The following is a 24,748-nucleotide window of genomic DNA, read 5'->3' as shown; positions in this document are numbered from 1 at the left end:
CTGACTACCCATGCGCGACGAGCAACCGATCCTTTCTCCCGGCGAAACCTGCTGGCAGATCGCCGAGGCGGACCGGCTGGCATGCATCGTCGACGCGGCGGACTACTTCCGCCATGCCAAGTCGGCGATGTTGCAAGCCCGCAAGCGCATCGTGCTGATCGGCTGGGATTTCGACACCCGGATCAAATTCGAACCACACGGCAAGACCCTCGAAGGACCAGAGCGGCTGGGCAAATTCCTGTCCTGGCTGCCGCGGCATCGCCCGGACCTCGAGATCTATCTGCTGAAATGGAACATCGGCGCGTTCACCGCGATGAGCCGCGGGATGACACCGATCTTCGTCGTCAACTGGCTGACCGACCGTCGGCTGCACTTCGAGATGGACGCCGCGCACCCGATCGGGTCGGCACATCATCAAAAGATCGTGGTGATCGATGACCGGCTCGCGTTCTGCGGCGGCATCGACATGACTGTCGATCGCTGGGACACCAGCGACCACCGCGACGACAACGGTTTCCGGACCGCGCCGAACGGCAACCGCTACGGTCCCTGGCACGACGCGACCACCGCCGTCGACGGGGACGCGGCGAAAGCCATCGGCGAGCTGGCTCGTGCCAGATGGAAAGCGGCCACCGGCCGGGAACTGGACCCGCTCGGCGAGATCGCCGGGGACACTCCGTGGCCGCAGGGCCTGGAACCGACGATGCGGTCGGTCGATGTCGGTATCGCGCGGACGCTGCCCGAACTCGCCGACCGCGCCGAAGTTCGCGAGATCGAGGCGCTGTATCTGGCGGCGATCGCGGGCGCCACCAGGTCGCTCTACATCGAAAGCCAGTACCTCGCCTCGCGCACGCTCGCAGAGGCGATCGCGACCCGCCTGCGCGAGCGCAACGGCCCGGAGGTCGTGCTGGTACTGCCCCGCAACGCCGACGGCTGGCTCGAGCAACAGGCCATGGATGGAGCCCGCCGCCGCCTGCTGCACCTGCTGTGGAAGGCCGACACCGAGAATCGGCTCGGCGTCTACTATCCCGTCACCGCCGCCGGTGCGCCCATCTATGTCCATGCCAAGGTGTTGGTGATGGACGACCGCTTGCTGCGGGTGGGATCGTCGAATCTCAACAACCGTTCGATGGGATTCGACACCGAATGCGATCTGGCCGTCGAGGTCACCCCTGCCACCGCAGACGGTGAGCAACTGCGCGAGACCATCCTCGGCATCCGGCGCACGCTGCTGTGCGAACATCTCGACGCCGAACCCGCGAAGTTCGACGCCACGCTCGCCGAGACATCCTCGCTGGTGTGCACCGTCGAGGCACTGCGCGGCGACGGCCGGACCCTGAAACGATTCGAGCCGGCGACCGTCGAGAACGAAGACAGTCCCCTGGCCGAGAACGACTTGATGGATCCCGAGCGAACCCCGACGCGACTGTGGGACAGCCTGTTTCCGGCCCGGGGTGTCCGCACCGACTGATTCGGTTTTCCTGATCGCTGCCTACCCCCTCGACCGCCGTCAGCGATCGAGGGGATTCAGCGCGATGGCGATCGGCATTCCCGCCCACCACAGTGTCGCCGCTGTCGAGCGTGGGCGGACGCGCGCTTCGTGGCGCATCGCGGCGGCGAACTCCCTACTGAATCCGTCGCGTCCGTGGCGGGCGTGGATTTCGGCGATCTGACCGGGATCGAGGTGGTGGGCGCGCAGCCCGACGACGTCCAGGTGGGCGGCGTCGTGCAGCAACCTCGCTTCGGCGCCGTCTTCGCGCGGAGTACGCGGATCCATGTGCCGGGCGATGGCGGTATGGACGCACTGGCCCAGCTCGGGGGTAGCGCCCCGGTCGGTGACGAACGCGCGAGCCCGGTTGGCGCCGAGCAGGGCGAAACACCCCGTCGTCGCATCGTCGGGCGCACCCACTCCGACATCGTGCAGGACGCACGCGAGGTAGAGCGCCTCAGGATCGGGCGCGAGATCGTCCACTTGCGCCAAGGCCGTACCGAATTCCCAGCATCGCAGACTGTGCGCGAGCAGCGCCGGAGTGAGCACTTCCGTCGCCTCGTCGAGCGCGGAGCGACACAGCCGCGAATCCGGCGGTACCGGGGCAGGCCACCCCGGAACGTCGCCGCCGCGACGCAGCCCGCGAACGAGATGGGGCAGGGCCGTGGCCTGCGCGACCGATGCCGCACTCACAGTACGGATCTGCTGCCGTCGGCTGAGCTCGCCGTCACGCTTCATCGGGGCCGCCCACATGGGAAAGTAGATCGGCTCGGGCGATACCGAGCATGACATCCAGGGTCGATCGGTCGACCATCCGTCGCTGGAACAACGAGTAGGCACCGTTCACCGCGGCCCACGAAACCAGCACCAGCGCACGGGCGTCGACATCGCATCCCCCGCGCCGCACTGCGGCGGCGAAGGATTCGACCAACCCGCCCAGCACACCGTCGATCTGCGTCTTGGCTTTCGCCGCCAGTTCGGATTCGCTGATATCGACGTCGGTCAGCGCCAGAATGCGCAGCGCGAGCGGGTTCTCCCGATGGAACGTGACGTAGCGGTCGAAGACGGCGGCCACTTCGTCGCGCGGAATCGGCTCGTCGCCGGTCGGTGCGGACATCGCCTCCGCATGGCGGGTCGCGATGCGCCACGCCAGCGCGGCGTACACATCGGCCTTGCCCGCACGGAAGTTGGCGTAGATCGAACTGACCGCGACGTCGGCCTCACCGGCGAGCATGTCGATGGTGGTGCCGCGGTAGCCCTCTCGCTGGAACAGGATCTGCGCGGCATCGAGAACGGCGGTGTGTGTCCGGCGTTTTCGTCGGTCTGTCGGGGGTTCCAACGTCATACGAAATACCGTAGTCTAATTCCGATATCGTAGTCAACTTCCGATAGGAGTCTCGATGATCACCTCCCCCCGCACCGGCAGCGAAGCAATGTCGCTGTTCCTGCCCCAATCCCCTTTCGTCCAGCACATGGGCATCGAGCTCATCGACATCGACGAAGGCCGGGCCCGCCTGCGCATGCCGTTCCGGGACGAACTCGTCACGGTCGGCGACATGGTTCACGGCGGCGCCCTCGCGAGCTGCATCGATATCGGCATCATGGCCGCGTCCTGGGCAGGCGCGCGCCTGCCCGAGCAGCTGCGCGGCGTCACCGTCTCGATGTCGATCGACTTCATCCAGCCCGCCCGCGCCGAAAGCATCGACATCATCGGCACCCGCCTGCGCGCGGGCCGCCAGCTCAGCACCTGCCGGGTCGACATCGTCGCCACCGATGACGGTCGGTTGATCGCGGCGGGCGGCGGCACTTACAAAGTGGGCTGAATCGCCGTCCAGTCGCGGATCGCGGCGACGAACTCCTCGGGTGCGTCGGACTCGACGTAGGTGCCCGCACCCTCGACGATCACCGTCTTGTGGTCGGTGAACGTCGCTTCCAGACGCTCGCGCTCCTGCGCACGGAAGGCGATGTCGGCATCGCCCCACACGATCAGCGTCGGCAGCTGAGCGACGTCGCCGAGCCCGGCCTCGACCTCGGCGAAGAAGTCCCGGCTCGCGAGAACCCGGCCGGGAAGCACGGCGCTGGCTTGGCGCCGCTCAGGGGTGCCGAGCGCCTGACGGTAGTGCGTCATTTCGGCTGCGGTCGGCTTTCGCCGTCGATGGCCGGTGGGAATGAACCCGTTCACGAGGAGGTTGAGCCGCCGGACCAGGAAGCGGATCGCGGGGCCGCCGATGATGCGACCGAAGGCCTCGAAGTGGAGGACCCCGTTGACCGGCCAGGCCCACGTGTTGGCGAGAACCAGCCGATCGAAGACGCCCGGCCGCCGCTGCGCGACCGCCAGGCCGATCATGCCGCCCCAATCCTGCCCGACCAAGGTGACTCCCTCGAGGCCGAGCGCGTCGACGAACCCGGTGACCACCGCTGCGTGTTCCTCGGGCAGGAAGCGGTAGCCGGGCCGCGGCGAGGACAGCCCGAATCCCGGGTAGTCGAGTGCGACGCAACGGAAGTCGGCGCGCAGTGCACCGATCACGTCGCGCCACAGGAACGACCAGGTCGGATTGCCGTGCAGGAGCAGCAGAGTGGGGCCTGATCCCTCGTCGACGTAGTGCACGGTGTGCCCGTCGATCTCGACGAATCGACTCTCGAACGGGAACAGTTCGTCGTCGACCCAACCGGGCCGCACGCGCTTGGTGGTGTCGACCATGGTGGCCCCCCTCAGGGCTCGGCATCAGGGTATACTTGAGGATCTCACGTGCACTTGAGAAGATCAAGCGATGGTAGGAAACGATGCGTAGCTACGGTCAGTACTGCGGGCTCGCCCGATCCCTCGAAGTCGTCGGTGACCGGTGGAACCTGCTCATCGTCCGCGAGCTTCTCCTTGCCCCCGCTCGCTACCGGGACCTGATCGAGGGCCTGCCCGGCATCGCGACCAACCTGCTCGCCGACCGGCTTCGCGACCTCGAGGCCTCGGGTGTGGTCGAGCGGCGACTGACCGGCGAGGGCAGCGTGGTCGAGTACGCCCTGACGCCGTGGGGTGCCGAGCTGCGCCGACCGATCGAGAGCCTGATTCGCTGGTCCACACCGTTGATGGTTCGTGGTCCCGCCGACGGTGACGCCTTCCGCCCCGGATGGCTCGCCCTCGCCGTCCCCGCCTTGCTCGACGCCCGTATCGAGGTTCGTCCGTCGGCGACAGTCGGTCTCGAGATCGGCGACTCACTCTTCCAGCTCCGCGCGTCGCGCTCGGGCTTCGAGGTCGGCGCGCACGACGGCCGCGCACTCGACGCCACTGTCCGCGCTGACCCCGGCTACATCCTCGGCCTCGCCGCCGGCGCGATCACTCTCAGCGATGCCCTCGCGCTCGGGTTGGTCGCGATCGATGGCGACGAGTCCGTTGCGCGCGCTGTCTTCGCCTGACGCGGTCACCGGTTTCAGGCGCTCGCCACACCTGGTGAGCGATCGAACGGCGGGTTTAGTCTCGAAGACATGGAGTTCCGCACCAGAGCGTGTCTCGTGGCGTTCGGCTCGGCCATCGCTCTGCTGTGCGGCTGCGCCCCCAGCGAGCGGGCCGAGCAGGCAACCACCCGGACCGGCGCGTCCGGCCCCGACACCACCGTCACCGAGGAGCTCGACGCCCCGTGGTCGATCGCCTTCCACGGCTCGACCGCACTGGTGAGCGAACGTGACAGCGCCCGCATCCTCGAAATCGGTACCGACGGAACACAATACGAGGTGGGGGTCATCGAGGACGTCGAGCCGTCCGGCGAGGGCGGTCTGCTCGGCATCGCGGTGCGCGAGGGGCACCTGTTCGCCTACTACACCACCGCCGACGACAATCGCATCGAACGATTCGACCTCACCGGGCAGCCCGGCAACCTCGGACTGGGCAGCGGCACAACGATTCTCACCGGCCTACCCGCCGCCACCAATCACAACGGCGGCCGGATCGCCTTCGGACCCGACGGAATGCTGTATGCCACCGTCGGCGACGCGGGTAATCGCCGAACGGCCCAGGATCGCGCGTCCCTCGGCGGAAAGATCCTGCGCATGACACCGGACGGGCGGGCACCCGCCGACAACCCTCTGCCGGAATCACTCGTCTACAGCTACGGCCACCGGAACCCGCAGGGCATCACCTGGGCGCCGGACGGGCGGATGCTCGCCAGCGAATTCGGCCAGAACACCTGGGACGAACTCAATCTCATCCAACCCGGCGGAAATTACGGGTGGCCCGAGGTCGAAGGCATCGCGGGGCGGGCGGGCTTCATCGACCCTGTGCAGCAGTGGAAACCGTTTGAGGCCAGCCCGAGCGGGATGACGACTGTCGACGGGTTCGTCTACCTCGCGAATCTGCGCGGTGAGCGACTGCGCCGAATCCCGCTCGACGACCTCGCCCACTCGACCGAGCTCCTCGTCGGCGAGTACGGACGCCTTCGCGATGTCGCCGTCGCGCCGGACGGGTCCCTGTGGCTGCTGACGAACAACACCGACGGCCGCGGTGATCCCACCGACAGGGACGACCGCATCGTCCGGCTCGGACTCGGCACCTGAACGCGGCGAAACATCTTGTGCCGCAGGCGTTCACTGCTGGGGATGCAGCACCAGCACGGTGATCTCACTCGGTGCGAACACCCGCATCGGCGGCCCCCAGTAGCCGGTGCCGCGGCTGGTGTAGAGCTGGGTGTTCGCGTGCCTGCTCAGGCCGGAGACGACCGGCTGATCGAGTCGGACCAGATAGTGGAACGGCCAGATCTGACCGCCGTGGGTGTGCCCGGAGATCTGCAGTTCCACCCCGGCCGCGGCACTGTCGGTGACCTGTGCGGGCTGGTGGGCCAGCAGGACGACCGGTGCGGCGGGGTCGGTGCCCGCGAGCGCGGCGGGCAGGTCGGGACCGTGTCCGGGCACATCGGCGGTGGGGTCGTCGATACCGGCGACAACCAACCGGTCACCGTCGCGGTCGATGGTCCGGTGCGCGTTGTGCAGCGGCTGCCAGCCGATGCCGGCCATGTAGTCGATCCAGCTCTGGGCGTCGTCGAGGTACTCGTGATTGCCGGTGATGTAGAACCGGCCGAGCGGCGCTTCGACGTCGGCGAGCGGGGCGACCTGATCGCGGCGCTGCTCCACCGAACCGTCGACGAGATCCCCGGCCAGCCCCACGATGTCGGGCCGCTGCGCATTCACCACGTCGACGACTTCTCGCGACCATCCCTCCCGGTCGATCGCGGCGAAGTGAGTATCGGTGAGCACCACGACCCGCAGCCCGTCGAGCCCCTCGGCCAAGCCCGGGATCGCGATGTCGACGGTCCGAACCTGCGGCACCCGCCGCGCCTCGTACACCCCGTACCCCGTGAGCACCGCCGACACCACCACCACACCCAGAGCCACCCCTTGGGTAACGCGCATCCCGGTGACCCCGGCAACACGCAGCACACCCCGGACAACCGACCCGATCACCGACCAGACGAACACCACCCACAACACCCCGAGCAGCACGTCACCGGCAATCGCCGCCGGGTCGAACTGCGGCGGACCGTGCCCGAAGAACATGGCGACAGGCAGACCGACGAAGCCGGCAACGCAGACCCCGGTCCCGACCCGATACCGCAACCCACTGCGCCCGGTCGGCGCGGCAACCAGCACCCACCACGGCACCGCGAACATCACCGCCGCAACCAACACGATCACTATCAGCACTACAGCGGAGCTCACGAAGTCCCGTTCCACCCAGGGCCACCCCGTCCGGGCAGCACGCCACCCCAGATCATTTCAGTTCAGGTCGTCGCATCAGCCGGCACGGTCATCCGAACTCGTGAGGCGGTCGAGGATGTCCGCTATCGCGGTGGGGTGCAGGCGAATCCCCATGTGGCTGGTGTCGACCGTGTGGACGTCGAAAGGATTGCCGGGTGTGAGGGCGTCGGCTTCAGCGATCATCTTGTCCTGCATTTCGGGTGGGATCGCCCGGTCCCTGGACAGCCGGATGTAGGTGCGTGGGATCGTTCCCCAGGTGCTGGCGTGCACGCGCGAATCGGCGGTCAGTACAGAGGGGGAATCCGCCGGTTCCAGCAGGTTCAGGCAGGCGCGGAATTGCTCGTCCGTGGCGTCGGCCATCAGACCGTCCTTGAGCGCCGTCAGTGTGTCCGGGTGAGCCGTACGCCAGTTGACCGGCACGGTGGCGACGTCGTGGTGGCCGAGGGTTGCCAGATAGGCGGCCACGCTGGGGAGTTCGACGCAGCACCAGGCGGAGATGTAGACGACGCGGGCGAGCGCCTCGGGAATCGCGTTGCCGACAGCGCTGATCGTGGCGCCTCCACCGCTGGTCCCCACGAGCACGACCGGCCCGAACACCCTGGCTCTGCGAACGATGGCTTCGACGTGAGAAACGTTGTCCTGCAGTGTCACCGCAGCCGTCGGCGCCGGCAGTTCCGTGAATGCGGCGAGGTCCTGCGGGGCCTGGTAGGACATCGGGAAGTAGGCGTCGGCGCCGTGGCCCGGGAGGTCGACGGCGATCGCTCTGTGTCCACACAGTCCGAGTTCACGCAGGAGAGGTGTCCAGTATCCGGCGTTGCCGTGCGCGCCGTGCACGAACACGAATGTCGGTCGGCCATCCCACGGGCTCAGCAACTCGGCTCTCCTTCGGTGAACGCCGCAACCACCCACGGTAGAGGAATATCTGGCGGGTCGAGGGCAGCATTCGGCCGCGATCCACAGCATGATGGGGGGATGGCCGAGATGGTGAATGTATGCGTGCCCTGCTGATCCTGATCGTTGTGCTGGCGATCGGGCTGGTTGTGGGCGATCGGGTCGCAGTTGTGGTGGCGCAGAACGAGATCGGACGCCAGGTTGCCGCCGAGTACAACCTGGCGGAGCGACCGGATGTCGAGATCGCCGGGTTTCCGTTCCTGACCCAGGCGGTCGCCGGTACCTATTCCGACATCGACATCAGGATCGGCGACTGGAGTGGGCACAACATTTCCGTCCACGATCTCGACGTCGCGCTGACCGACGTCTCCGCACCGCTGGGCGACCTGATCAACAACCGCACGTCCGAACTTGTCGCGGCTACCGCGACCGCGACCGCGGTGGTCCCCTACGACGTCGTGCTGGGTTTCGCGCCGGCGGGCGTGGAGTCGATCTCCGACAGTCCGCAAGGGCTGCGCGCCACCGGGTCGTTCTCGGTGGCGGGGATCTCGGTGCCCGCGACGGTTTTCGTCACCGTCGCACCGACCGAGGCGGGCATCGAGGTCACCCCGGTCTCGGTCCAGGCGGCGGCAGGCGGACCGACGATCTCCCTGGCATTGCTGCGCCAATCGCTGACCTTCGTCGTGCCGCTGCAAGCATTGCCGCTCGGTGCCCGCCTGACCGCCATCCAACCGGGCGCCGACGGTCTACACGCGACCGCCGTAGCCCACGACGTGCGTTTCGACGATCTTCCGTAACACTCCTTGCCCGGTAGCACGGTCCGCCAGAATTGCCCTGACCTCGCACTTCCTCCCATCGAAGGGATAGTCAATGATGCAGGCGTCGAGAGCGCGAGTTGCCGATACACCGCCCGTCGCGACCGGATTCGGTGGTGACCGTCGACGGCGGTCGATGATCCGCGACAGCGCGTCCGTGGCAGTGCTGGCGGCGCTGGGCGTGAGTTGGATCAAGGCACAGGCTTTCGGCACGGTGGCCTTGGCGACGACGGCGCTGATCGTTCCGGGAACCGGTACCAGCGACCCCGCGGTGGCGCACAACTTCGAAAGCAACGCGTACCAGAACTTCATCGATCCCGGCGCTCGCGGCTGCACCGACAACGAGTGTCCCGGCGTCGCCTTCGTTCCCGTCCCGTATGACGCGGCGCTGTGGCCGGTCATCTCGTCGAAAGGCCCGGACGCGTCGTCGGCGAAATGGGACACCTCGGTGGCCGACGGTGTGGCGAACCTCGACGCGATCGCGACGCGAGTCATGGATTCGAATCCGGGCGCCACCGTTGTCATCTTCGGATACTCACAGGGCGCGACAGTGGCCAGCGCGGAGAAGGCTGCCTCGGCCGAACTGTCGCAGACGGACAAGGACCGCCTGTCGTTCGTACTCATCGCGAATCCGAACCGGCCCAACGGGGGGATCATCGAACGGCCGGTGCGTTTCGGTCGTCTCCCGATCGCCGATATCAGCTTCGGCCCACCCACCCCCACCGATACCGGCATCCGGACAACGGATATCGCGATGCAGTACGACGGCATCTCGGACTTTCCGGCGTATCCACTCAATGTGCTCGCCGACGCGAATGCCGTGCTGGGCACTGTCCTGATCCATCCGTCGTATCTGCAACCCAAGGGCAACGGCGCGGGCAGCCAACCCAAGGCGGGCGCGGCCGTCTACGGATACCCGGACCGCTCCGACTACATCGCGCAACAGAACTGCGCCGCGCATCCCGGGAACTGCCAGCACCACGGCGATACGACCTACATTTCGCTGCCCAACCCGCAGGGAACGCTGCCGCTGCTGTATCCGCTGCGTGCACTCGGGAAACACACCGACCACTCGGCGGTGACAGAACCCGCGGCCGCCCTGATGGAGCCCGCACTGCGGGTACTGATCGAAACGGGATACGACCGCGCGGACTACTCGACGCCTACGCCACTGCGGTTCGACCAGCCGGTGAACCCGGAGAAGACCGCTCAGCTGCCGGCCGATCTTCGGCTCGCCATCGAGCAGGGCATCGCCGACGCCGACGCGGTGATGGAGAACCCGGCACACCACGCCGACCGAACGCTGCCGCTGGAATCGGTACTGGCCAATGCCGAGGATCTGCTACCTCCGAACCCTGCGACGCCTCTCGTCCGCGCTCTCTTCACACCGACGGGCTAGCGCCACCGGTCTCAGGTCGACGCCGATCGGGTGTGCGGCGAACTTTCAGAGTTCGAGAAGTTTGACGAGGTTGATCCCCGCGTCGTCGAGCGGCTGAAGAGATTTCTCGCTGCGACCTCGAATGATCGCGCCTTGGATCGTGCTGACGATGACGCTACCGACCGACGCTGCCGCGGCGGAGTCCATGCCCGTCGAGATCAGCAAATCAGCCAGTCGGCGGGTCCAGTCGGCGAAGACAGTGGCCGACGCCGCTTGCACGGCCGGCGAGTCGGCGCCGCTCTGCGCGGCGGCCACGATCGGGCAGCCTGCGGTGAACGACGACGTGTCGAGTACCCGCTTCCAGAGTTCCACCAGTCCGAGAACGACCTGCGCCGGTGACGACGACGCAGCGACCAGCGCGTCGATCGTCGCACTGATCTGCTGCCCGGCATGCAGGGTCGCCTGCTCCATGAGTTCGTTCTTGCCGCCGGGGAAGTGCAGGTATATCGAGCCTCGGGCGGTCTTGCTGTGGGCGAGGAGCTCGGTCAGCCCGGTCGCGGCGACTCCGTGTTCCCGCATCATGATTATCGCGCTGCGGATGAGGCGTTCTCGTGGCCCCGCCACTGTGTTCATCGGCAACCCTTCCGCAATAGACCGATCAGTTCATCCTACGGTATCGTCGTCGACGATAGAACGATTGGTCTATCCACAGAGAGGGCACGATGACTACCGCAACGCACAACCCCGAAACCCCGGATTTCGCCACCATGAGCGGACTCGAACTGCTGCGCGCGGCGACCGCGATGCCCGATCGAGCCGGAATCGGCACGCTGCTCGGCATGACGGTCGAGGAACTCGAGTTCGGGCGGGTGTCGTTCAGCCTCGTCACGCGGCCCGATTTCGCCAACCCACTCGGCACCACCCACGGCGGTATCTGCGCGACCCTGCTGGACTCCGTGATGGGTTGCGCGGTTCATTCCGCACTGGATGCCGGGGTCGGATACGGCACGCTGGAGCTGAAGGTCAACTACATCCGATCTGTCCCGACCGACGGGCGCCGCCTCATCGGCACCGGCACGACGTTGCATGTCGGCCGCACCACGGCCACAGCCGAAGGCAAGGTGTTCGACGAGGCAGGCAAACTCGTCGCCCACGCCACCACCACCTGCATCATTCATCGCTGACCTCAGCCGGGGCGAACCCCGATCACCAGCGTGACCGGGGCCGGATTCAGCGATCGCGGCGGAGCACGTCGGCATCCGGGGGCTCGGCGGCACGAAGGGGCGCGCCGACGTGGTGCAGGTGGGTCAGCGCCTCGCGGTACGAGGCGATCAGGCCGGTCTCGTGGTACGGCACGCCGATTTCGGCGCAGTAGTCGCGGACGATCACCTGGGCATGACGCAGATTCGGCGTCGGCATGCTCGGGAACAGATGGTGTTCGATCTGATAGTTGAGCCCGCCGAGGGCGAGGTCGGTCACCACACCGCCGCGCACATTGCGGGAGGTCAGCACCTGTCGACGGAGGTAGTCGGGGCGGTCGTCACCGGTCAAGGTCGGCATGCCCTTGTGGTTGGGGGCGAAGATGCAGCCCATGTACAGGCCGAACAGGCCCTGGTGGACGGCGAGGAACACGAGAGCTTTGTCGGCGGGCAGGACCGCGAACAGTGCGGTCAGGTAGAGGGCGAAGTGACCCAACAGCAGCGCGCCCTCCCAGCCGCGATGTTTGACCGAACGATTCTTTAGCGCCCGCACACCGGCCAGGTGCAGGTTGAGGCCCTCCAGCAACAGCAGGGGGAAGAACAGGAACGCCTGCGCCCGTCCGATGAGACGCGGCAGACCGCGGCTGGAACGTGCCTGCTGTTGTGACCAGACCAGGATGTCGGGTGCGACATCGGGGTCGAGTTCCTCGTGGTTCGGATTGGCGTGATGGCGGGTGTGCTTGTCCTGCCACCAGCCGTAGCCGAGGCCGATGCCGGCGTTGCCCGCGATCCTTCCCACGAGCTCGGTGGGCTGACGCAGCCGGAACACTTGCCGGTGGGCGACATCGTGCATCACCAGCGCGACCTGCGCGAACGTCACGGCCATGAACGCCGCGACCAGCAGGGTCCACCACGAGTCGCCGACGAGGACGAACGCCGCCCAGCCGCCCACGAACGCGGCCCCGACGAGACTCAGCCGCATCGCGTAGTAGACAGGGCGGCGGCGCAGCAGCCCCGCGTCGGAGATTCTGCGCAACAGGCGGGCGTAATCGCCGTCGGCGCGGCGCCGCGGCGACCGTGGAGGTGACTCGGGAACCAGAGCAGGTGTCGTCATCTCCCGAAGCTATCGAGCGAATTCTCGTCGGCCGTAATCCCTTGGTATGACATCGAATCGGACTGCGGGGTGATATTCCGGACGCGCCCACGGGCCGACGCGACCGAACGGTGACCCACGGCCGCATCCGCGCCGCCCGAGCGGACGGCGCGGATTCGAGGGTTCAACCGTGACGCTTGCGGGTAAAGAAAGCTCGACACCGTTCGCGAATCCGGCGAACGGGGCGTCCTGGCGGACGTTCACAGGGTGGAGAACAGCTTGCTGAAATTGATCGAGCTCATACGGAAACCGGCACAGGCGACAGTCCCGACCGAGCCCCCGACCGCGGCCGGGTCGCTACGGGCGGGCGACATCGTGCTCACCGCCAAGCGCAGCTACCGGGTGGTCAGCACCAGCTTCGCCGACGACGCCCGCCGCGCGGGCCGGGTGGTCGCCGACACCGTCGACCTGGTCACCGGACGCCTGCGCGTGCTCGACTTCCCGAGCGCCGACACGATGGTCACCGTCAAAACGGCCTAGCCCGTCAGACCGGCCGATGCCGCACATCGGCGGGGTAAGGCTGTCGAGGCGCGGCGTAACCGCCGGTGGCGGGTCCCTCTTTCTCGATCACACGACGCTGCTCGACACTGCGCGCGCGTTCAGCGAACGCGATGTCTCTGGTGCTGAGCACCGATAGCCGGCCCAGCGAGCTCGCGGCGAAGAACAGGATCAGCGCGCCGAGTCCGTAGAAGAACGTCAGCTGCAGCAGCGCGCGCTTCAGATCCGAGGTGGCGACCGGTTCGCCGATGTCCCCGAGACGCAGCAGATCGGCCAGGAACGGCCCGATCACGAACCACGCGCCTGCCGCGACCGACAGCCAGCCACCGAAACTCGCGACCACCCGGTTCCTGCTCATCAGCATGAGCAGTCCACCGACGATCGCGACAACGCCCGGCAGAACCTGCAGCCAGCCGCGGGCCGAGGTCCAGACCCACGGCTCGTCGGGGGTGTACGCGAAATCGAAGTACGGCCCGACGAACGGGATGAGTGCGCCCCAGATGCCGAGGAGCAGCACCGCGAGCCCGCCCAGCGCGCCCCGGCTACGCGGAATACGCAATCGCCCGACGGTCCCGGTCGACACTTTCTCGTCGTGATCCACCATGACGCCTCCGATCATCGAGAACAGAAGTACGAAGCGCTTACCCCGACCGGGACCGAATACGCACCGGCGCCGAAATCACCGCATGGTCTGTGGCAACAACTCCCCGATCAGGGCTTGCACGCGGGACTTGATCTCGTCGCGAATCGGGCGGACCGCATCGACGCCCTTGCCCGCGGGGTCGTCCAGGACCCAATCCCGGTAGCTCACGCCGGGGTACCAAGGGCAGGTGTCGCCGCAGCCCATGGTGATCACGACGTCGGAGGTTTCCACCGCGTCGGAGGTCAGGATCTTCGGGGTCTGCTCGGCGATATCGATGCCGAGTTCGGCCATCGCGGCGACCGCGGACGGATTGATCGTGTCGGCGGGCGCGCTACCCGCCGACCGGACCTCGATCGCGTCACCGGCGAGATGGGCGAGGAATCCGGCGGCCATCTGGGAGCGACCCGCGTTGTGCACGCAGACGAACAACACGCTGGGCTTGGTAGTCATGGGTGGTGCCTTTCAGCCGGCCGAGGCCGGCGAAGTGTGGGTGGTGGGCTCGAATCGTTTGCGCAAGGCCAGGGAGACATAGACCAAGCCGACCAGGACAGGGACCTCGATCAGCGGACCGACGACCCCGGCGAGCGCCTGGCCGGAGGTGACGCCGTAGGTGGCGATCGCGACGGCGATGGCCAGTTCGAAGTTGTTGCCCGCGGCGGTGAAGGCGAGGGTGGTGGTGCGTTCATAGCCGAGGCCGAGGGCCGCGCCCATGGCATAGCCGCCGCCCCACATGATCGCGAAGTAGGCCAGCAGGGGGATCGCGATGCGGACGACGTCGAGTGGATGGGAGGTGATCTGGTCGCCCTGCAGAGCGAACAGGATCACGATGGTGAACAGCAGCCCGTAGAGCGCCCAGGGCCCGATCCTGGGCAGGAATGTCGACTCGTACCAGTCGCGGCCCTTGGCTCGTTCGCCGAGACGGCGGGTGAGGAACCCGGCCAGTAGCGGGATTCCCAGGAAGATCAGCACCGATTTCGCGATCTGCCATGGGGAGACGTCGATGGTGGTTTGTTCCAGGCCGAGCCAGCCGGGTAGGACCGCGAGGTAGAACCAGCCGAGCACGGCGAACATGAAGACCTGGAAGACCGAGTTCAGCGCGACGAGGACGGCGGCGGCTTCGCGATCACCGCAGGCGAGGTCGTTCCAGATGATGACCATGGCGATGCAGCGGGCCAGGCCGACGATGATCAAGCCGGTGCGGTATTCGGGCAGGTCGGGCAGGAACAGCCAGGCCAGGGCGAACATCAGCGCTGGGCCCAGGATCCAGTTCAGCACCAGCGAGCTGATCAGGAGTTTGCGGTCGCCGGTGACGGCGTCGAGGCGGTCGTAGCGGACCTTCGCCAGCACCGGATACATCATGATCAACAGCCCGATCGCGATCGGCAACGAGATGCCGTCGATCTCCACGGCGCTCAGCGTGTCGCCCAGACCGGGAATCATGTGTCCGAGTAGCAGTCCGGCAGCCATCGCGACGCCGATCCAGACCGGCAGGAACCGGTCCAGCGTCGAGAGTTTTCCCACGTCGGCCGGGTGGTCGGTGGTGGTGCTCACGCGGTCACCGCTCCGGCCTCGGTCGCGAGCACGTCCGACAGCCGCGCCAGCGCGTGCGGGACGACCCGGTAGTACACCCAGGACGCGCGGCGTTCACTGGTGAGCAATCCGGCCTCGCGCAGCACCTTCAGGTGGTGGGAGATGGTCGGCTGGGTGACGTCGATACCGGTCGACAGGTCGCACACACAGGCCTCACCGCCTGCTCGGGACGCGATCGCCGAGAGCAGCCGCAGCCGGACCGGGTCGGCGAGCGCCTTGAACAGCACGGCCAGTTCGGCGGCGGTCTCGCCGCTCATCGGTGGGCGGGTGCGAGGTGTGGCCTCACACGAGGGTGAGGCCACACTCAGCGGCAAGTCTTGATTCGACATATGTCGATATTGATCGATATCGAATCAAGAAAGCAAGCGAACGTCGAGTGAACTCGCTCGCTCTCGGATCGGGTCAGCCGCAGCAGCTCGCCCCGGAGGCCACGGCCTTCGTTTTGGCCTCGGTTCCGCAGCAGGCACCGTCAGCTTCGGCTTCGGCGGCGGTTCCACAGCAGACGTCGACTGCTTCGGCGTCGGTAAGGCCGAGTTCGGGCGCGGTGCCGAAGGTTTCGCTGTCGGCCAGCACCGTGTAGACCTCCCACCGCTCAGCGCCCGGCCCGGTCACCCACACCTTGTCCTGGGTGGCGAAGCAACAGGTGGTCGCGATCTGCTCCTCGGTGAACAGGCCCGCGGCGGAGAGCCGGGCGATCTCGCCGCGCACCTGCTCGGAGGTGTCGACCTCGACGCCGAGGTGGTTGATGGACCCGCCCTGACCCGCGTTCTCGATCAGTACGAGCTTGAGCGGGGGCTCGGCGATCGCGAAGTTGGCGTAGCCGGGCTTGCGCTTGGCAGGTTCGGTGCCGAACAGGGTCGAGTAGAACCGCACGGCGGTGTCGAGGTCGTCGACGTTGAGGGCCAGCTGGATACGAGACATGATCGAACCTCCACTTGTGTGACATATATCGAAGAACTTGTGGTGCCGAGTCTGCTCACCTTTTCGACATATGTCAATACCGCGGGTAGGGTCGGTTTCATGCCCAAGGCACTCCCCGTGATCGACATGTCCACCCCCGTCTGCTGCGCCCCTGTCGCGGCGGGGCCCGTCGATGACGCCGCCGCGCTGGAGGTGGCGTTGCGACTCAAGGCGATCGCCGACCCGGCCAGGGTCAAATTGCTGTCGCTGCTGCTGACCAGCCCGCTCGGCGAGGAGAACGGCGGCGATCTCGCCGCCGCGGTCGGCCTGAGCGAGTCCACGGTCTCGCATCATCTCGGCCAGTTACGCAAGGCCGGCCTGGTGGAGTCCGAGCGGCGCGGGATGAACACGATTCACCGTGCCCGCCGCGACGCACTGTCCGCGCTGTGCACGGTCCTGGATCCGAACTGCTGCACCTAGTTCGCCGCGCAGCGCACCGCCACGGGCACGTCCGGCTGGACGGTTGACGATCACCACGGCCGGTGGATCAGCTCCGGTGTGGGTGGCCGATAACCGGGTATAGCCCGGTATCGCGCACCTCCGCCGACTACGAGCTGACGCTTTCCGTTCGAGCGTGCAGGCAAGAGCAGGTACGCGTCGATGTGACCGAGCGAGAACAACGCGGCCGAGGAGGCGATCCACGACATGGTCCAGGTGACGCGCACGATCCATGCCCCGGTGGAAGAGGTGTTCGCGGTGCTCGCCGATGGATGGTCCTATGCGAGTTGGGTCGTCGGCGCCTCCCACATCCGCGACGTGGACGACACATGGCCGGAGGTGGGAGCTCGCATTCATCACAGTGTCGGACCGTGGCCGTGCACCGTCCAGGACACGACGTCGGTCCGTGCCATCGATTCGCCGCACAGCATCGAACTCGACGCCAGGCTCTGGCCGATCGGCGCCGCGGTAGTCCGGGTGGAGCTACGCGCCATCGATCCCACGTCGTGTGAGGCCGTGATGACCGAACGCGCCGTTCGCGGACCGAGCCGGTTGTTGCCGCACGCGGTCCAGGCGCTGCCGCTCGTGCCACGTAATCGCGAATCGTTGTCGCGGCTCGCCGACCTTGCCGAGGGCGGGTACCCGGATGCGAGAGCCGAGGGCCGGGACGGGTGACGGCCATGCCCACGAACGCAACCCCATTGATCCGAAGGAGTGCACGGTGCCTCAGCAACCACTGACCGGAAAGCACGTCGCCATCCTGGCCACCGACGGAGTCGAACAGGTCGAACTCGTCCAGCCACGCGACGCCGTCGAGGACGCGGGCGCCACCACCGCATTGCTCTCCTTGGCGAACAGCGCCATCCAGGCCATGAACCATGACGTCGAGAAAGGCGACACCTTCCCGGTGGACCGACGCGTCGCCGAAGCCGCCGTCGACGACTTCGACGCGCTCCTGCTCCCCGGGGGCACCACCAACCCTGACAAGCTCCGCCAGGACCCCGCGGCGGTCGCCTTCGTCAAGGAGTTCGCCGCCACCGGCAAACCGATCGGCGTCATCTGCCACGGACCGTGGATCCTCGTCGAGGCCGACGCCGTCCGCGGCCGTACCCTCACCTCCTACCCCAGCGTGCGCACCGACATCCGCAACGCCGGCGGCACCGTGGTCGACCAGGAAGTCGTCACCGACAACGGCTTGGTGTCGAGCCGAAATCCCGCCGACCTGCCCGCCTTCTGCGCCAAGATCGTCGAGGAATTCGCCGAGGGCAGACACTGAACTCGGCCCGGGTAAGCGGCACTTCCGCTTCGCGGCGGTCGCCTGGCGCTGGTATCGCTGTCGAATTGCGTCGTTTCGTTCGGCGTATCGGGGTATGCGGCCCGCATGACATCGTGGTGGTTCGCAGGTACGCCGACGCCGGCCCGGCTTCCGCTCGCCGGTGACATCGAGGTCGACACCGTGGTGATCGGTGCCGGGATCGTCGGACTGACCACCGCCTTGCTCCTGGCCGAGCAGGGCCGCCAGGTCGCCGTCCTCGAGGCACGCCAGATCGGCGCCGTGACAACCGGCGCGTCCACCGCGAAGATCTCCCTGCTGCAGGGAACCCGCGCGCAGGCGATCGCCCGCCGGCACGGCACCGACGCTCTGTCGACGTATCTGGCCGCGAATCAGGCGGGCTTCGACTGGTTGCTCGACTTCTGTATCGACCACCAGATCGCGACTCAGCGCGTTCCCGCGGCCACCTACGCACAGAATGCCGGCGAGTTCGCGGCGGTCCGCGCCGAGTACGAGGCCACCCGAGCGGTAGGACTGCCCACCCAGCTGATCGACGAGTTCGACGTCCCTTTCCCCACGCACGGCGGTGTCCGGCTCAGGGAGCAAGCGCAGGTCGATCCGGTCGCGGTTCTCACCGCGCTCGCGGCCGAGATCGAGGCGAGCGGCGGCTGGATCTTCGAATCGACGCGCGCACGGCGACTTCGCCGACGCGAAGGTCGCGTGGTGATCGGCACCGACCAGGGCGAGGTCTCGGCGGCGAACGCGATCGTGGCGACCGGATCACCGGTGTTCGACCGGCTCGGCCTCGCGGCACAACTCACGGCCCAGCGGTCCTACCTGGCCGCGTTCCAGGTTCCCGGACCGATTCCGCAAGAGATGTTCATCAGCGCAGGCCGGCCGATCCGTTCGCTGCGCTGGTGCCCCACCGAGGCCGACGACGTCCTGCTGGTCGGTGGTAGCGGCCACGACGTCGGCCGCGTCGATTCCGAGGCCGATCATGTCCGGGACTTGCTGGACTGGACGAATCGCTGGTTCCCCGGCGCGCGACTCCTCGATCGTTGGTCCGCGCAGGACTACCACCCGATCTCCGAACTGCCCTACGTCGGCGCGGTGCAGCTCGGTGCCGTCGAGGTGCAGTGCGCGACCGGTTTCGCCAAGTGGGGCATGACCAACGGCGTCGCCGCCGCACTGGTGTTGGCCGGCAGGCTGACCGAGCGGCAGCCCGCGTGGTCGCGAGCCTACGACGGCTGGCGTTCCGGTGCGGTGAAGTCCCTGGTCGCGGGCGTGCAGGCCAATACCGCAGTGGCACGGCACCTGTCGACCGGATGGCTGCACCTGCTCGGCACCGACGCGGGAACGACGCCGCCCGAGGGAGAGGGCAGGGTGGAGCGTCGCGGCGTGCACCCGACCGCGCTGTGCACCGTCGCTGGTGAAACCCACACGGTGTCGGCGGTCTGCACACACCTGCGAGGCATCCTCAACTGGAACGACGCGGAGAAGACCTGGGACTGTCCGCTGCACGGGTCCCGTTTCGCACCGGACGGCGCGGTGCTGGAAGGCCCAGCGACCGCACCGCTTCCCCACTGATTGTCCAGCGCGTTGCCGACCGGCTACGCCGAGCCGATCAGGTCCGATCGTCGTCGGTGGTTCCGGTACGCCGACCGAACTCGTCGCTCTCAGGAGTCAGGGTCAGTGCGTCCTGCGGGTCGAGGCCTGCCGACACGGACCACTCGCCACGCAACCGCTGGATCGCGGCTTCCTCGCCACCGCTATCGGCGAGCTCGATGTCGCGACGCCACTGAGCGATGATGTCCAGGGGATCCATGAACTTCTCCTCCTCCGACGATGTGATGACCTGCTCGCGCGGCCTACGGCCGCATCGTCGTGTTACCTCGAAATCCGCGTCCCAAACAGCCGCACGCCGATGTCGGGTCGTGGATGACGCGCTCACAGCCGGGCGATCACCAAGGCGGCACAACCGATCAGTGGTGGTACCAGCTGGATCAGGGCCGGACGCGTCTTGTCCGGCGAGGATGCGAGCAGCACCACGCCGGCAGCCACCATCGAACCGGCCCCGGCCAGCACGAGCGCGAGCCCGATTCCCTTGTCCCCGAACGCGGTGAACCCCATGCCGATCGCCGCCACGACGGCCAGGAAGAGGTTGTAGAACCCCTGGTTGAAGGCCATTTCCTTGGTGGCCTCGGCCTCCGCGGCGGATATTCCGAAGGTCGCTCGCGTCCGCGCCGACGTCCACTGCAGTGACTCCATCACGAAGATGTAGCCGTGCAGCAGCACAGCGACTCCGGTGAAGATCAACCCGATCGCGGTCATCGATCCGCCTCGCCCGGGCTTCCAGCTTTGCCTTTGCCCTGGCCCTTGCCTTTCCCCTTGCCCTTCCCTTTACCGCCGGCGTCGCTGTCGGGCTTACCGCCTTCGTCACTGTCGCCGATGGCTTCGGCTGCGCGTTTGCCGATCTGGGCGCTCTCATCGTGGTGCAGTTGCGTCGGGGGAAGTGATCGGGGCGCAGCGGCCGCTGTTCCGGCCGCCACGAAAGCGATGGTGACGCCGATCGCCAGGGCGGACGCGATTCTGTGAGTCGACAACGTGTATCCCCTTCTCGTCGTGGAAGTGGTACGTCGGAGATGAACCGATCCAGCCTATAGGCGGTAACACCCATCCGCGGGTCTGCGCGCAGCGAAGTCCGTCGCGATTGCGCACAACCATTGGAGGATCTGTGAAGACTGAACTCGACGAGATAGCCATCGCGAGCACCGTGAAGGCCGGACACCGTGCACTGCGTGTACAGGTCGGCGATCCTCGCCAAGACCATGCGACACAGGGATGGCGGTGCACGTACCGCGTTGTCGGCAGTCCCGTTCGCGAAGCTCGCGGACCGGACAGGTTGGCTGCCATCTATGCCGCGTTGATCGACATTTCGCACGCCGCGACGCTCGTCAGCTCGTCGGGCCGCCCTGACGACTCGGACCACTCGCGAGTACCCGTGCATCCTCCCCTGCCGGTAGTCGGCACCTCGGCATCCGCCGCGAAGGCCCGCGAGTTCGGTCCGCCGCTGGCGGCCAAGGCCGTGCACACCACCGGGGGTCCGGTGGTGATCACGCTCGGACGACCCCGCCAAGACCCCGATCGACCGCACACGTTTCTCTGCCCCTTCCGGATCGACGATCGCACCGAAGCGTTCGGACAGGGGATCGACGAGGTGCGCGCGGTGATCTCGGCGGTCCGCGGGGTGGGCTCCATCCTGGGGATCCCGCTGGACTGGCCCGCGCCGCGCACCGTCGCGCGGGGACAACAACGACGCTGACCAGGAAGGCAGCGGCGGTGCGTTATCGTCGGCTACCGGCGAAGAAGCAAGCTGCCCCGACCATCCATGCTGACCTGACAATCAGGGAGGAATCGTGGACGTTACCCAGCTGATCCTTGATGACCACCACGAGCAGCGGCGGCTGTTCGCGATCGTGGAACAGATCGATCGCACCGACACCGGTGCGCTGTCATCGATCTGGGACAGACTCGCGGCTTTCCTCGAGCTACACGCGCAGGCCGAAGAGGAGATCTTCTACCCCGCGCTGCTCGAGACGGGGATCGCGGCCAGGCGCACGAGCGCGGTGGAGGACGAGACGCTCGATGCCATCCACGATCACAACGAGATCAGAGACGCGGTGGCCGACGTCGCGCGTCACCACGTGGGCACCGATGACTGGTATGCCGCCGTCGCGGCGGCCAACCTCGCCAACAGCGACCACATGGCAGAGGAAGAACGCGAAGGCCTCACCGAATTCCGCCGGTTGGCCCCGGTATTGCAACGCCACCGGCTGGCTGTCACGTTCGCCGCCTACGAGGCGCGCCACTACGCCGGTGTCCGGCCGGTCGACAAGGATCCCGGCAGCTATGTCCGCGCCGTGGAGGAGCAGGAGCCCCTGGCGAACGGATCGCTCGCCGTGGGCAGTCTGAAGCAGAACTGACTCGAGACGTCGGGGAAATCGGCGCCCCTGTTTCGACCTGATGCGCTCGGGTATCGCGCGGTTGTAGATCGAACCACAGACCGCCGCCGGGAACAGGATGGCCGACCTCCTGACCGGCGGGCGGGCGGTTGCCGGGGTCAGCGCGTCCCGTTCGGGCGCTGTCCCACACGACGGCCCCGGCAACCGCCAACCACTCCGGCGCCGGAGGAGTCAGTGTTCGGGTGGGTCGGCCCGTTCGACACCGAGCTGCTGGTCGTCGAAGGCGCCCTGCGCTGATCGGCGATGTGCGAGCCACGGTCGAACCAGCCAGGTCCCGATGAACAGTGCACCGAACACCACCCCCGCTACCGCCGCCGCGACAGGGCCCGCCACGACATCGAAGAGCAGCACCGCCACTCCGACAAGTGCCACGCCGAGCAGTATCACTCCGGTGAGCGCGAGTTGATTCGACGCCGAGACCAGCCACGCGAGCTGATGCCGGCGAAACAGCAGCCGATGCGCGGCCACGGGGGCGACCAGCAGCGCGGTAGCGCAGATCGAGGCGGTGAGAACGACCAGGTACAGCACCCGCATCGACGTGCTCAACGATTCGAATCGAGGCTGGAACGGCAGCACCATCAGAAACCCGGTGAGCAGTTGAACGCCGGTCTGCACCACGCGCAATTCCTGCAGCAGTGCTGCCCAGTTCCGGTCGAGCCGCTGGATCTCGGTCTCGCCACGAACGCGCCGATTCCAGGAAGAGTCATCCATCACCAGACCCTCCTGCCTCGGCGCTCCGAATACGGTCCATCGCCGAGCCGAGAACCCAGTTTGCGGTGGTGACTCGAGAACGCGCCGCCGTCCTCCACCGAAGTGATCACCCCAGTATTCACCTCCACGACAGAAAGTACGTCGGATACTCGGTCGAATCCGTACCCCATGGGCTATTACAACAGGACGGTCACAACACCTGACAGACGAATACTCGCGTGCTCAAATGGGTACTACCAACCGCTCGTGAGAACGCAGGAACAACCGGGACACCGCGAATCCTGCCGGTGCCGAGGAAATCCCACTCGGGGTGTAGTAGTCCTACCGGATCACCGGCCACAGTCCCCGCAGCGTCGGCGAAAGCACAGTTCCAGAAAGACCGAGGAAGTTGTCATGCGCTATTCCGACCATCTCGCACTCGACTTCGTTGATCCCGTGCCCGAATCGGAACCTGAAGCACCATTCGTCCACTGGCCCGAACCCAGTCCGTTGCAGTCATGGTGGACCGAGATCATGGGCGGGATCAGGAACAGAGCTATGCAGTGATCGTGCCGGCCCCGATAGCCAGATCGACACCGACCAGGCACACCGACGTCGAGGTCGACGTGCTCGAGACCGGGCAATGCGAGACCGACGAGGGAGTCAGCGCCGTCCGGTTCCGGTGTGGTAGAGGAATCTCGAGAGCTGTTCGATGACGGCGAGTGGCTGCTCCTGCTGGACCCAGTGCCCGGCATCGGGTACCGAATAGGTACCGGTGAACTGCGCGCACACGTCTTCCGCCATGGTGCGCAGCGCGCCGGGCGATTGCCAAATACCCCAATCGCATCGGCCGGCAATGAATTGGGTGGGCACTTCGATACGTGGGACGGTCGGCGTTGCTGTGAGCGGCAGGGTGAGAGCTCTGTACCAGTTGAGTGGGCCCTGGAATTCCGTGCGACCGAATTCTCGAGCGTAGAAATTCAGTTCTTCGTCGGTCAGCCAGGAACAGCCGGCCCGCTCCTGCGGTGAGGGTAAGTGCGGCGCTACTGTTTCCGGCATGCCGACGCCCGCGTCCATGACGTAGTACCGCGGCAGGAGTGCCAAATCGGCCGCGGTCGGTCCCGGGAGTTCTCCGGCGTCCGCATTGCCCGGCCAGTCAGCGCTCTTCATATGGAAATACGCGCGCAGAAAGTCGGCGATCCCTTGCGGGGCATGGTAAATGTCTGCGGCGCTCGAGGTTCCCGCGAAATAATGCTGGTAGTGCCTGCGCGGTGGTGACAGCGCGCGCAGGGCGTCGTCGAGTTCGGTCGAGGACTTGGGGATTCCCGCACCCGCGAACGGCGCGCTCATCATCGTCAACGAGCTGATGACGTGTTCGCCGCCGAGCGTGGCCCATCCCGCGACAACAGAGCCGAAGTCGTGCCCGACCAGATGCGCCCGGTCATAGCCGAGTGCGCGAACCAGACTCAGCGCGTCGCGGGCCAGGTTGTCGGTTCGGAAGGACGCCAGGTCGGTGACATCGCTGCCCGTCGTTCGGCCGTAGCCGCGTTGATCAGGGGCGACCACATGAAATCCGGCGTCGGCCAGCGGCGCCAAGACCTTGCGCCACGAGTACGCCAGTTCGGGAAAACCGTGCAGCAGCACCACCAGCGGACGACCGGAACGGCTGTGGCCGGCTTCGAGAACGTGCACGCGCAACCCGTTGACGTCGTCGACGAAACGAGACCTCACTCCCTCCGCCAGCCCCGGAAAGTCGACATCCTGACCCATAGCGCCCTCCTCCACCCACGAATGTGGTTGCGCCGCATTCAAACACGGACGCGGACAATCCGGCCAGCGGTCGTTCTCCCTCGACCGAGTCGATGGTGTAGCTCGCTAAAACAAAGACACAGGGGGAACCGCCCAACGATATACGGCCCCCGACCACAAACCAGGTGTCAAAAACGACAAACCAACCCAGCAACCAC

General features: G+C 66.9%; 31 protein-coding genes. 14 read left to right on the top strand and 17 right to left on the bottom strand.

All coding sequences use genetic code 11. The features are described 5' to 3' along the window. Positions 1–10: 10 nt before the first annotated feature. The gene (locus tag ACFQ9R_RS08880; protein WP_378989779.1) at positions 11–1,471 is read left to right on the top strand and encodes a phospholipase D-like domain-containing protein; all 1,461 of its coding nucleotides are present in this window, start codon (positions 11–13) and stop codon (positions 1,469–1,471) included. 39 nt (positions 1,472–1,510) lie between these two features. Here the strand turns inward: ACFQ9R_RS08880 and ACFQ9R_RS08875 are convergent, their stop codons facing one another. Then, positions 1,511–2,227 (bottom strand): HD domain-containing protein, encoded by a 717-nt coding sequence (locus ACFQ9R_RS08875; RefSeq protein ID WP_378989778.1) that lies wholly within the window; start codon positions 2,225–2,227, stop codon positions 1,511–1,513. Beyond that, the gene (locus tag ACFQ9R_RS08870) at positions 2,217–2,834 is read right to left on the bottom strand and encodes a TetR/AcrR family transcriptional regulator (protein WP_378989777.1); all 618 of its coding nucleotides are present in this window, start codon (positions 2,832–2,834) and stop codon (positions 2,217–2,219) included. Before ACFQ9R_RS08870 ends, ACFQ9R_RS08875 begins: the two co-directional genes overlap by 11 nt. 55 nt (positions 2,835–2,889) lie before the next feature. Between ACFQ9R_RS08870 and ACFQ9R_RS08865 the strand changes: the two genes are divergently transcribed. After that, positions 2,890–3,312, top strand: a complete 423-nt coding sequence (locus ACFQ9R_RS08865) for a PaaI family thioesterase (protein ID WP_378989775.1) — start codon at positions 2,890–2,892, stop codon at positions 3,310–3,312. Here ACFQ9R_RS08865 and ACFQ9R_RS08860 read toward each other — a convergent pair. Further along, entirely contained in the window at positions 3,297–4,190 is an 894-nt protein-coding gene (locus ACFQ9R_RS08860; protein ID WP_378989774.1) for an alpha/beta fold hydrolase, read from the bottom strand. The genes ACFQ9R_RS08865 and ACFQ9R_RS08860 overlap by 16 nt on opposite strands. 83 nt (positions 4,191–4,273) lie before the next feature. On the opposite strand from ACFQ9R_RS08860, the gene ACFQ9R_RS08855 reads away from it, so the two are divergent. Continuing rightward, positions 4,274–4,900 (top strand): winged helix-turn-helix transcriptional regulator, encoded by a 627-nt coding sequence (locus ACFQ9R_RS08855; RefSeq protein ID WP_378989773.1) that lies wholly within the window; start codon positions 4,274–4,276, stop codon positions 4,898–4,900. A gap of 69 nt (positions 4,901–4,969) precedes the next feature. Next, positions 4,970–6,034 (top strand): PQQ-dependent sugar dehydrogenase, encoded by a 1,065-nt coding sequence (locus tag ACFQ9R_RS08850; RefSeq protein ID WP_378989772.1) that lies wholly within the window; start codon positions 4,970–4,972, stop codon positions 6,032–6,034. A gap of 30 nt (positions 6,035–6,064) precedes the next feature. On the opposite strand, the gene ACFQ9R_RS08845 is transcribed toward ACFQ9R_RS08850, so the two are convergent. Together ACFQ9R_RS08845 and ACFQ9R_RS08840 are read right to left on the bottom strand one after the other, a co-directional pair. Next, positions 6,065–7,192 (bottom strand): metallophosphoesterase, encoded by a 1,128-nt coding sequence (locus ACFQ9R_RS08845; protein WP_378989771.1) that lies wholly within the window; start codon positions 7,190–7,192, stop codon positions 6,065–6,067. A 75-nt stretch (positions 7,193–7,267) separates the two neighbouring features. Further along, the gene (locus ACFQ9R_RS08840; protein WP_378989769.1) at positions 7,268–8,104 is read right to left on the bottom strand and encodes an alpha/beta fold hydrolase; all 837 of its coding nucleotides are present in this window, start codon (positions 8,102–8,104) and stop codon (positions 7,268–7,270) included. A gap of 119 nt (positions 8,105–8,223) precedes the next feature. On the opposite strand from ACFQ9R_RS08840, the gene ACFQ9R_RS08835 reads away from it, so the two are divergent. Beyond that, positions 8,224–8,919 carry a DUF2993 domain-containing protein gene (locus tag ACFQ9R_RS08835; protein WP_378989768.1) on the top strand — a complete coding sequence of 232 codons (696 nt, stop codon included), beginning with the start codon at positions 8,224–8,226 and terminating at the stop codon, positions 8,917–8,919. A 154-nt stretch (positions 8,920–9,073) separates the two neighbouring features. Further along, positions 9,074–10,336, top strand: a complete 1,263-nt coding sequence (locus tag ACFQ9R_RS08830; protein WP_378989767.1) for a PE-PPE domain-containing protein — start codon at positions 9,074–9,076, stop codon at positions 10,334–10,336. Positions 10,337–10,381: 45 nt separating this feature from the next. Here the strand turns inward: ACFQ9R_RS08830 and ACFQ9R_RS08825 are convergent, their stop codons facing one another. Further along, entirely contained in the window at positions 10,382–10,948 is a 567-nt protein-coding gene (locus ACFQ9R_RS08825) for a TetR/AcrR family transcriptional regulator (protein ID WP_378989766.1), read from the bottom strand. An 89-nt stretch (positions 10,949–11,037) separates the two neighbouring features. Between ACFQ9R_RS08825 and ACFQ9R_RS08820 the strand changes: the two genes are divergently transcribed. Further along, positions 11,038–11,499 (top strand): PaaI family thioesterase, encoded by a 462-nt coding sequence (locus ACFQ9R_RS08820; protein WP_378630826.1) that lies wholly within the window; start codon positions 11,038–11,040, stop codon positions 11,497–11,499. A 46-nt stretch (positions 11,500–11,545) separates the two neighbouring features. Here ACFQ9R_RS08820 and ACFQ9R_RS08815 read toward each other — a convergent pair whose 3' ends face one another. Then, the gene (locus ACFQ9R_RS08815; protein ID WP_378989765.1) at positions 11,546–12,628 is read right to left on the bottom strand and encodes a fatty acid desaturase family protein; all 1,083 of its coding nucleotides are present in this window, start codon (positions 12,626–12,628) and stop codon (positions 11,546–11,548) included. Between the two features lie 258 nt (positions 12,629–12,886). On the opposite strand from ACFQ9R_RS08815, the gene ACFQ9R_RS08810 reads away from it, so the two are divergent. Next, entirely contained in the window at positions 12,887–13,147 is a 261-nt protein-coding gene (locus tag ACFQ9R_RS08810; protein ID WP_378989764.1) for a hypothetical protein, read from the top strand. 4 nt (positions 13,148–13,151) lie between these two features. On the opposite strand, the gene ACFQ9R_RS08805 is transcribed toward ACFQ9R_RS08810, so the two are convergent. The 5 genes from ACFQ9R_RS08805 to ACFQ9R_RS08785 form a co-directional block, all read right to left on the bottom strand. Next, positions 13,152–13,769: a hypothetical protein gene (locus tag ACFQ9R_RS08805; RefSeq protein WP_378989763.1), complete on the bottom strand. Its 618-nt coding sequence runs from the start codon at positions 13,767–13,769 to the stop codon at positions 13,152–13,154. A gap of 75 nt (positions 13,770–13,844) precedes the next feature. Beyond that, positions 13,845–14,258 (bottom strand): arsenate reductase ArsC, encoded by a 414-nt coding sequence (locus ACFQ9R_RS08800; RefSeq protein WP_378989762.1) that lies wholly within the window; start codon positions 14,256–14,258, stop codon positions 13,845–13,847. Positions 14,259–14,270: 12 nt separating this feature from the next. Further along, entirely contained in the window at positions 14,271–15,359 is a 1,089-nt protein-coding gene (gene arsB, locus ACFQ9R_RS08795) for an ACR3 family arsenite efflux transporter (protein ID WP_378989761.1), read from the bottom strand. Further along, entirely contained in the window at positions 15,356–15,727 is a 372-nt protein-coding gene (locus ACFQ9R_RS08790; RefSeq protein WP_378989760.1) for an ArsR/SmtB family transcription factor, read from the bottom strand. The genes arsB and ACFQ9R_RS08790 overlap by 4 nt, the downstream gene beginning before the upstream one ends. Before the next feature lie 73 nt (positions 15,728–15,800). Further along, positions 15,801–16,319: an ArsI/CadI family heavy metal resistance metalloenzyme gene (locus ACFQ9R_RS08785; RefSeq protein WP_378989758.1), complete on the bottom strand. Its 519-nt coding sequence runs from the start codon at positions 16,317–16,319 to the stop codon at positions 15,801–15,803. 99 nt (positions 16,320–16,418) lie between these two features. On the opposite strand from ACFQ9R_RS08785, the gene ACFQ9R_RS08780 reads away from it, so the two are divergent. The 4 genes from ACFQ9R_RS08780 to ACFQ9R_RS08765 all read left to right on the top strand — a co-directional run bounded on the left by ACFQ9R_RS08780 (position 16,419) and on the right by ACFQ9R_RS08765 (position 19,656). Next, positions 16,419–16,778 (top strand): Rv2640c family ArsR-like transcriptional regulator, encoded by a 360-nt coding sequence (locus ACFQ9R_RS08780; RefSeq protein ID WP_378989757.1) that lies wholly within the window; start codon positions 16,419–16,421, stop codon positions 16,776–16,778. A 225-nt stretch (positions 16,779–17,003) separates the two neighbouring features. Beyond that, a complete protein-coding gene (locus ACFQ9R_RS08775) occupies positions 17,004–17,471 on the top strand; it encodes an SRPBCC family protein (RefSeq protein WP_378989756.1) in 468 nt (155 codons plus the stop codon). A gap of 46 nt (positions 17,472–17,517) precedes the next feature. Next, complete coding sequence (locus ACFQ9R_RS08770) at positions 17,518–18,072, top strand: type 1 glutamine amidotransferase domain-containing protein (RefSeq protein WP_378989754.1); 555 nt, start codon at positions 17,518–17,520, stop codon at positions 18,070–18,072. A 105-nt stretch (positions 18,073–18,177) separates the two neighbouring features. Further along, positions 18,178–19,656 (top strand): FAD-dependent oxidoreductase, encoded by a 1,479-nt coding sequence (locus tag ACFQ9R_RS08765; protein ID WP_378989753.1) that lies wholly within the window; start codon positions 18,178–18,180, stop codon positions 19,654–19,656. Between the two features lie 37 nt (positions 19,657–19,693). On the opposite strand, the gene ACFQ9R_RS08760 is transcribed toward ACFQ9R_RS08765, so the two are convergent. The 3 genes from ACFQ9R_RS08760 to ACFQ9R_RS08750 all read right to left on the bottom strand — a co-directional run bounded on the left by ACFQ9R_RS08760 (position 19,694) and on the right by ACFQ9R_RS08750 (position 20,672). Then, positions 19,694–19,894: a hypothetical protein gene (locus tag ACFQ9R_RS08760; protein ID WP_378989752.1), complete on the bottom strand. Its 201-nt coding sequence runs from the start codon at positions 19,892–19,894 to the stop codon at positions 19,694–19,696. A gap of 122 nt (positions 19,895–20,016) precedes the next feature. Then, the gene (locus ACFQ9R_RS08755) at positions 20,017–20,400 is read right to left on the bottom strand and encodes a DUF1304 domain-containing protein (RefSeq protein WP_378989751.1); all 384 of its coding nucleotides are present in this window, start codon (positions 20,398–20,400) and stop codon (positions 20,017–20,019) included. Further along, positions 20,397–20,672, bottom strand: a complete 276-nt coding sequence (locus ACFQ9R_RS08750; RefSeq protein ID WP_378989750.1) for a hypothetical protein — start codon at positions 20,670–20,672, stop codon at positions 20,397–20,399. The genes ACFQ9R_RS08755 and ACFQ9R_RS08750 overlap by 4 nt, the downstream gene beginning before the upstream one ends. A gap of 299 nt (positions 20,673–20,971) precedes the next feature. Here ACFQ9R_RS08750 and ACFQ9R_RS08745 point away from each other — a divergent pair, with 299 nt between their 5' ends. After that, a complete protein-coding gene (locus tag ACFQ9R_RS08745; RefSeq protein WP_378989749.1) occupies positions 20,972–21,391 on the top strand; it encodes a hypothetical protein in 420 nt (139 codons plus the stop codon). Positions 21,392–21,485: 94 nt separating this feature from the next. Next, positions 21,486–22,052 carry a hemerythrin domain-containing protein gene (locus ACFQ9R_RS08740; protein ID WP_378989748.1) on the top strand — a complete coding sequence of 189 codons (567 nt, stop codon included), beginning with the start codon at positions 21,486–21,488 and terminating at the stop codon, positions 22,050–22,052. Positions 22,053–22,262: 210 nt separating this feature from the next. Here the strand turns inward: ACFQ9R_RS08740 and ACFQ9R_RS08735 are convergent, their stop codons facing one another. Then, positions 22,263–22,802 carry a DUF6328 family protein gene (locus ACFQ9R_RS08735; protein WP_378989747.1) on the bottom strand — a complete coding sequence of 180 codons (540 nt, stop codon included), beginning with the start codon at positions 22,800–22,802 and terminating at the stop codon, positions 22,263–22,265. A gap of 642 nt (positions 22,803–23,444) precedes the next feature. After that, positions 23,445–24,551: an alpha/beta fold hydrolase gene (locus tag ACFQ9R_RS08730; RefSeq protein ID WP_378989746.1), complete on the bottom strand. Its 1,107-nt coding sequence runs from the start codon at positions 24,549–24,551 to the stop codon at positions 23,445–23,447. Between the last annotated feature and the right edge of the window lie 197 nt (positions 24,552–24,748).

Source organism: Nocardia sp. NPDC056541 (assembly GCF_042794235.1).
Lineage (GTDB): Bacteria > Actinomycetota > Actinomycetes > Mycobacteriales > Mycobacteriaceae > Nocardia.
Note: the sequence above shows the minus strand (reverse complement) of the source record. Positions and strands in the feature narration are given on the sequence as shown.

Excerpts from the sequence above, each read along its gene's own strand:
- ACFQ9R_RS08850 (WP_378989772.1), top strand. The coding sequence starts at position 4,970 with ATGGAGTTCCGCACCAGAGCGTGTCTCGTGGCGTTCGGCTCGGCCATC.
- ACFQ9R_RS08830 (WP_378989767.1), top strand. The coding sequence starts at position 9,074 with ATGATCCGCGACAGCGCGTCCGTGGCAGTGCTGGCGGCGCTGGGCGTG.
- ACFQ9R_RS08870 (WP_378989777.1), bottom strand. The coding sequence starts at position 2,834 with ATGACGTTGGAACCCCCGACAGACCGACGAAAACGCCGGACACACACC.
- ACFQ9R_RS08790 (WP_378989760.1), bottom strand. The coding sequence starts at position 15,727 with ATGTCGAATCAAGACTTGCCGCTGAGTGTGGCCTCACCCTCGTGTGAG.
- ACFQ9R_RS08800 (WP_378989762.1), bottom strand. The coding sequence starts at position 14,258 with ATGACTACCAAGCCCAGCGTGTTGTTCGTCTGCGTGCACAACGCGGGT.
- ACFQ9R_RS08820 (WP_378630826.1), top strand. The coding sequence starts at position 11,038 with ATGACTACCGCAACGCACAACCCCGAAACCCCGGATTTCGCCACCATG.
- ACFQ9R_RS08815 (WP_378989765.1), bottom strand. The coding sequence starts at position 12,628 with ATGACGACACCTGCTCTGGTTCCCGAGTCACCTCCACGGTCGCCGCGG.
- ACFQ9R_RS08880 (WP_378989779.1), top strand. The coding sequence starts at position 11 with ATGCGCGACGAGCAACCGATCCTTTCTCCCGGCGAAACCTGCTGGCAG.
- ACFQ9R_RS08760 (WP_378989752.1), bottom strand. The coding sequence starts at position 19,894 with ATGGATCCCCTGGACATCATCGCTCAGTGGCGTCGCGACATCGAGCTC.
- ACFQ9R_RS08865 (WP_378989775.1), top strand. The coding sequence starts at position 2,890 with ATGATCACCTCCCCCCGCACCGGCAGCGAAGCAATGTCGCTGTTCCTG.
- ACFQ9R_RS08805 (WP_378989763.1), bottom strand. The coding sequence starts at position 13,769 with ATGGTGGATCACGACGAGAAAGTGTCGACCGGGACCGTCGGGCGATTG.
- ACFQ9R_RS08735 (WP_378989747.1), bottom strand. The coding sequence starts at position 22,802 with ATGGATGACTCTTCCTGGAATCGGCGCGTTCGTGGCGAGACCGAGATC.
- ACFQ9R_RS08875 (WP_378989778.1), bottom strand. The coding sequence starts at position 2,227 with ATGAAGCGTGACGGCGAGCTCAGCCGACGGCAGCAGATCCGTACTGTG.
- ACFQ9R_RS08860 (WP_378989774.1), bottom strand. The coding sequence starts at position 4,190 with ATGGTCGACACCACCAAGCGCGTGCGGCCCGGTTGGGTCGACGACGAA.
- ACFQ9R_RS08730 (WP_378989746.1), bottom strand. The coding sequence starts at position 24,551 with ATGGGTCAGGATGTCGACTTTCCGGGGCTGGCGGAGGGAGTGAGGTCT.
- ACFQ9R_RS08765 (WP_378989753.1), top strand. The coding sequence starts at position 18,178 with ATGACATCGTGGTGGTTCGCAGGTACGCCGACGCCGGCCCGGCTTCCG.
- ACFQ9R_RS08855 (WP_378989773.1), top strand. The coding sequence starts at position 4,274 with ATGCGTAGCTACGGTCAGTACTGCGGGCTCGCCCGATCCCTCGAAGTC.
- ACFQ9R_RS08780 (WP_378989757.1), top strand. The coding sequence starts at position 16,419 with ATGCCCAAGGCACTCCCCGTGATCGACATGTCCACCCCCGTCTGCTGC.
- ACFQ9R_RS08755 (WP_378989751.1), bottom strand. The coding sequence starts at position 20,400 with ATGACCGCGATCGGGTTGATCTTCACCGGAGTCGCTGTGCTGCTGCAC.
- ACFQ9R_RS08825 (WP_378989766.1), bottom strand. The coding sequence starts at position 10,948 with ATGAACACAGTGGCGGGGCCACGAGAACGCCTCATCCGCAGCGCGATA.
- ACFQ9R_RS08785 (WP_378989758.1), bottom strand. The coding sequence starts at position 16,319 with ATGTCTCGTATCCAGCTGGCCCTCAACGTCGACGACCTCGACACCGCC.
- ACFQ9R_RS08835 (WP_378989768.1), top strand. The coding sequence starts at position 8,224 with ATGCGTGCCCTGCTGATCCTGATCGTTGTGCTGGCGATCGGGCTGGTT.
- ACFQ9R_RS08775 (WP_378989756.1), top strand. The coding sequence starts at position 17,004 with ATGGTCCAGGTGACGCGCACGATCCATGCCCCGGTGGAAGAGGTGTTC.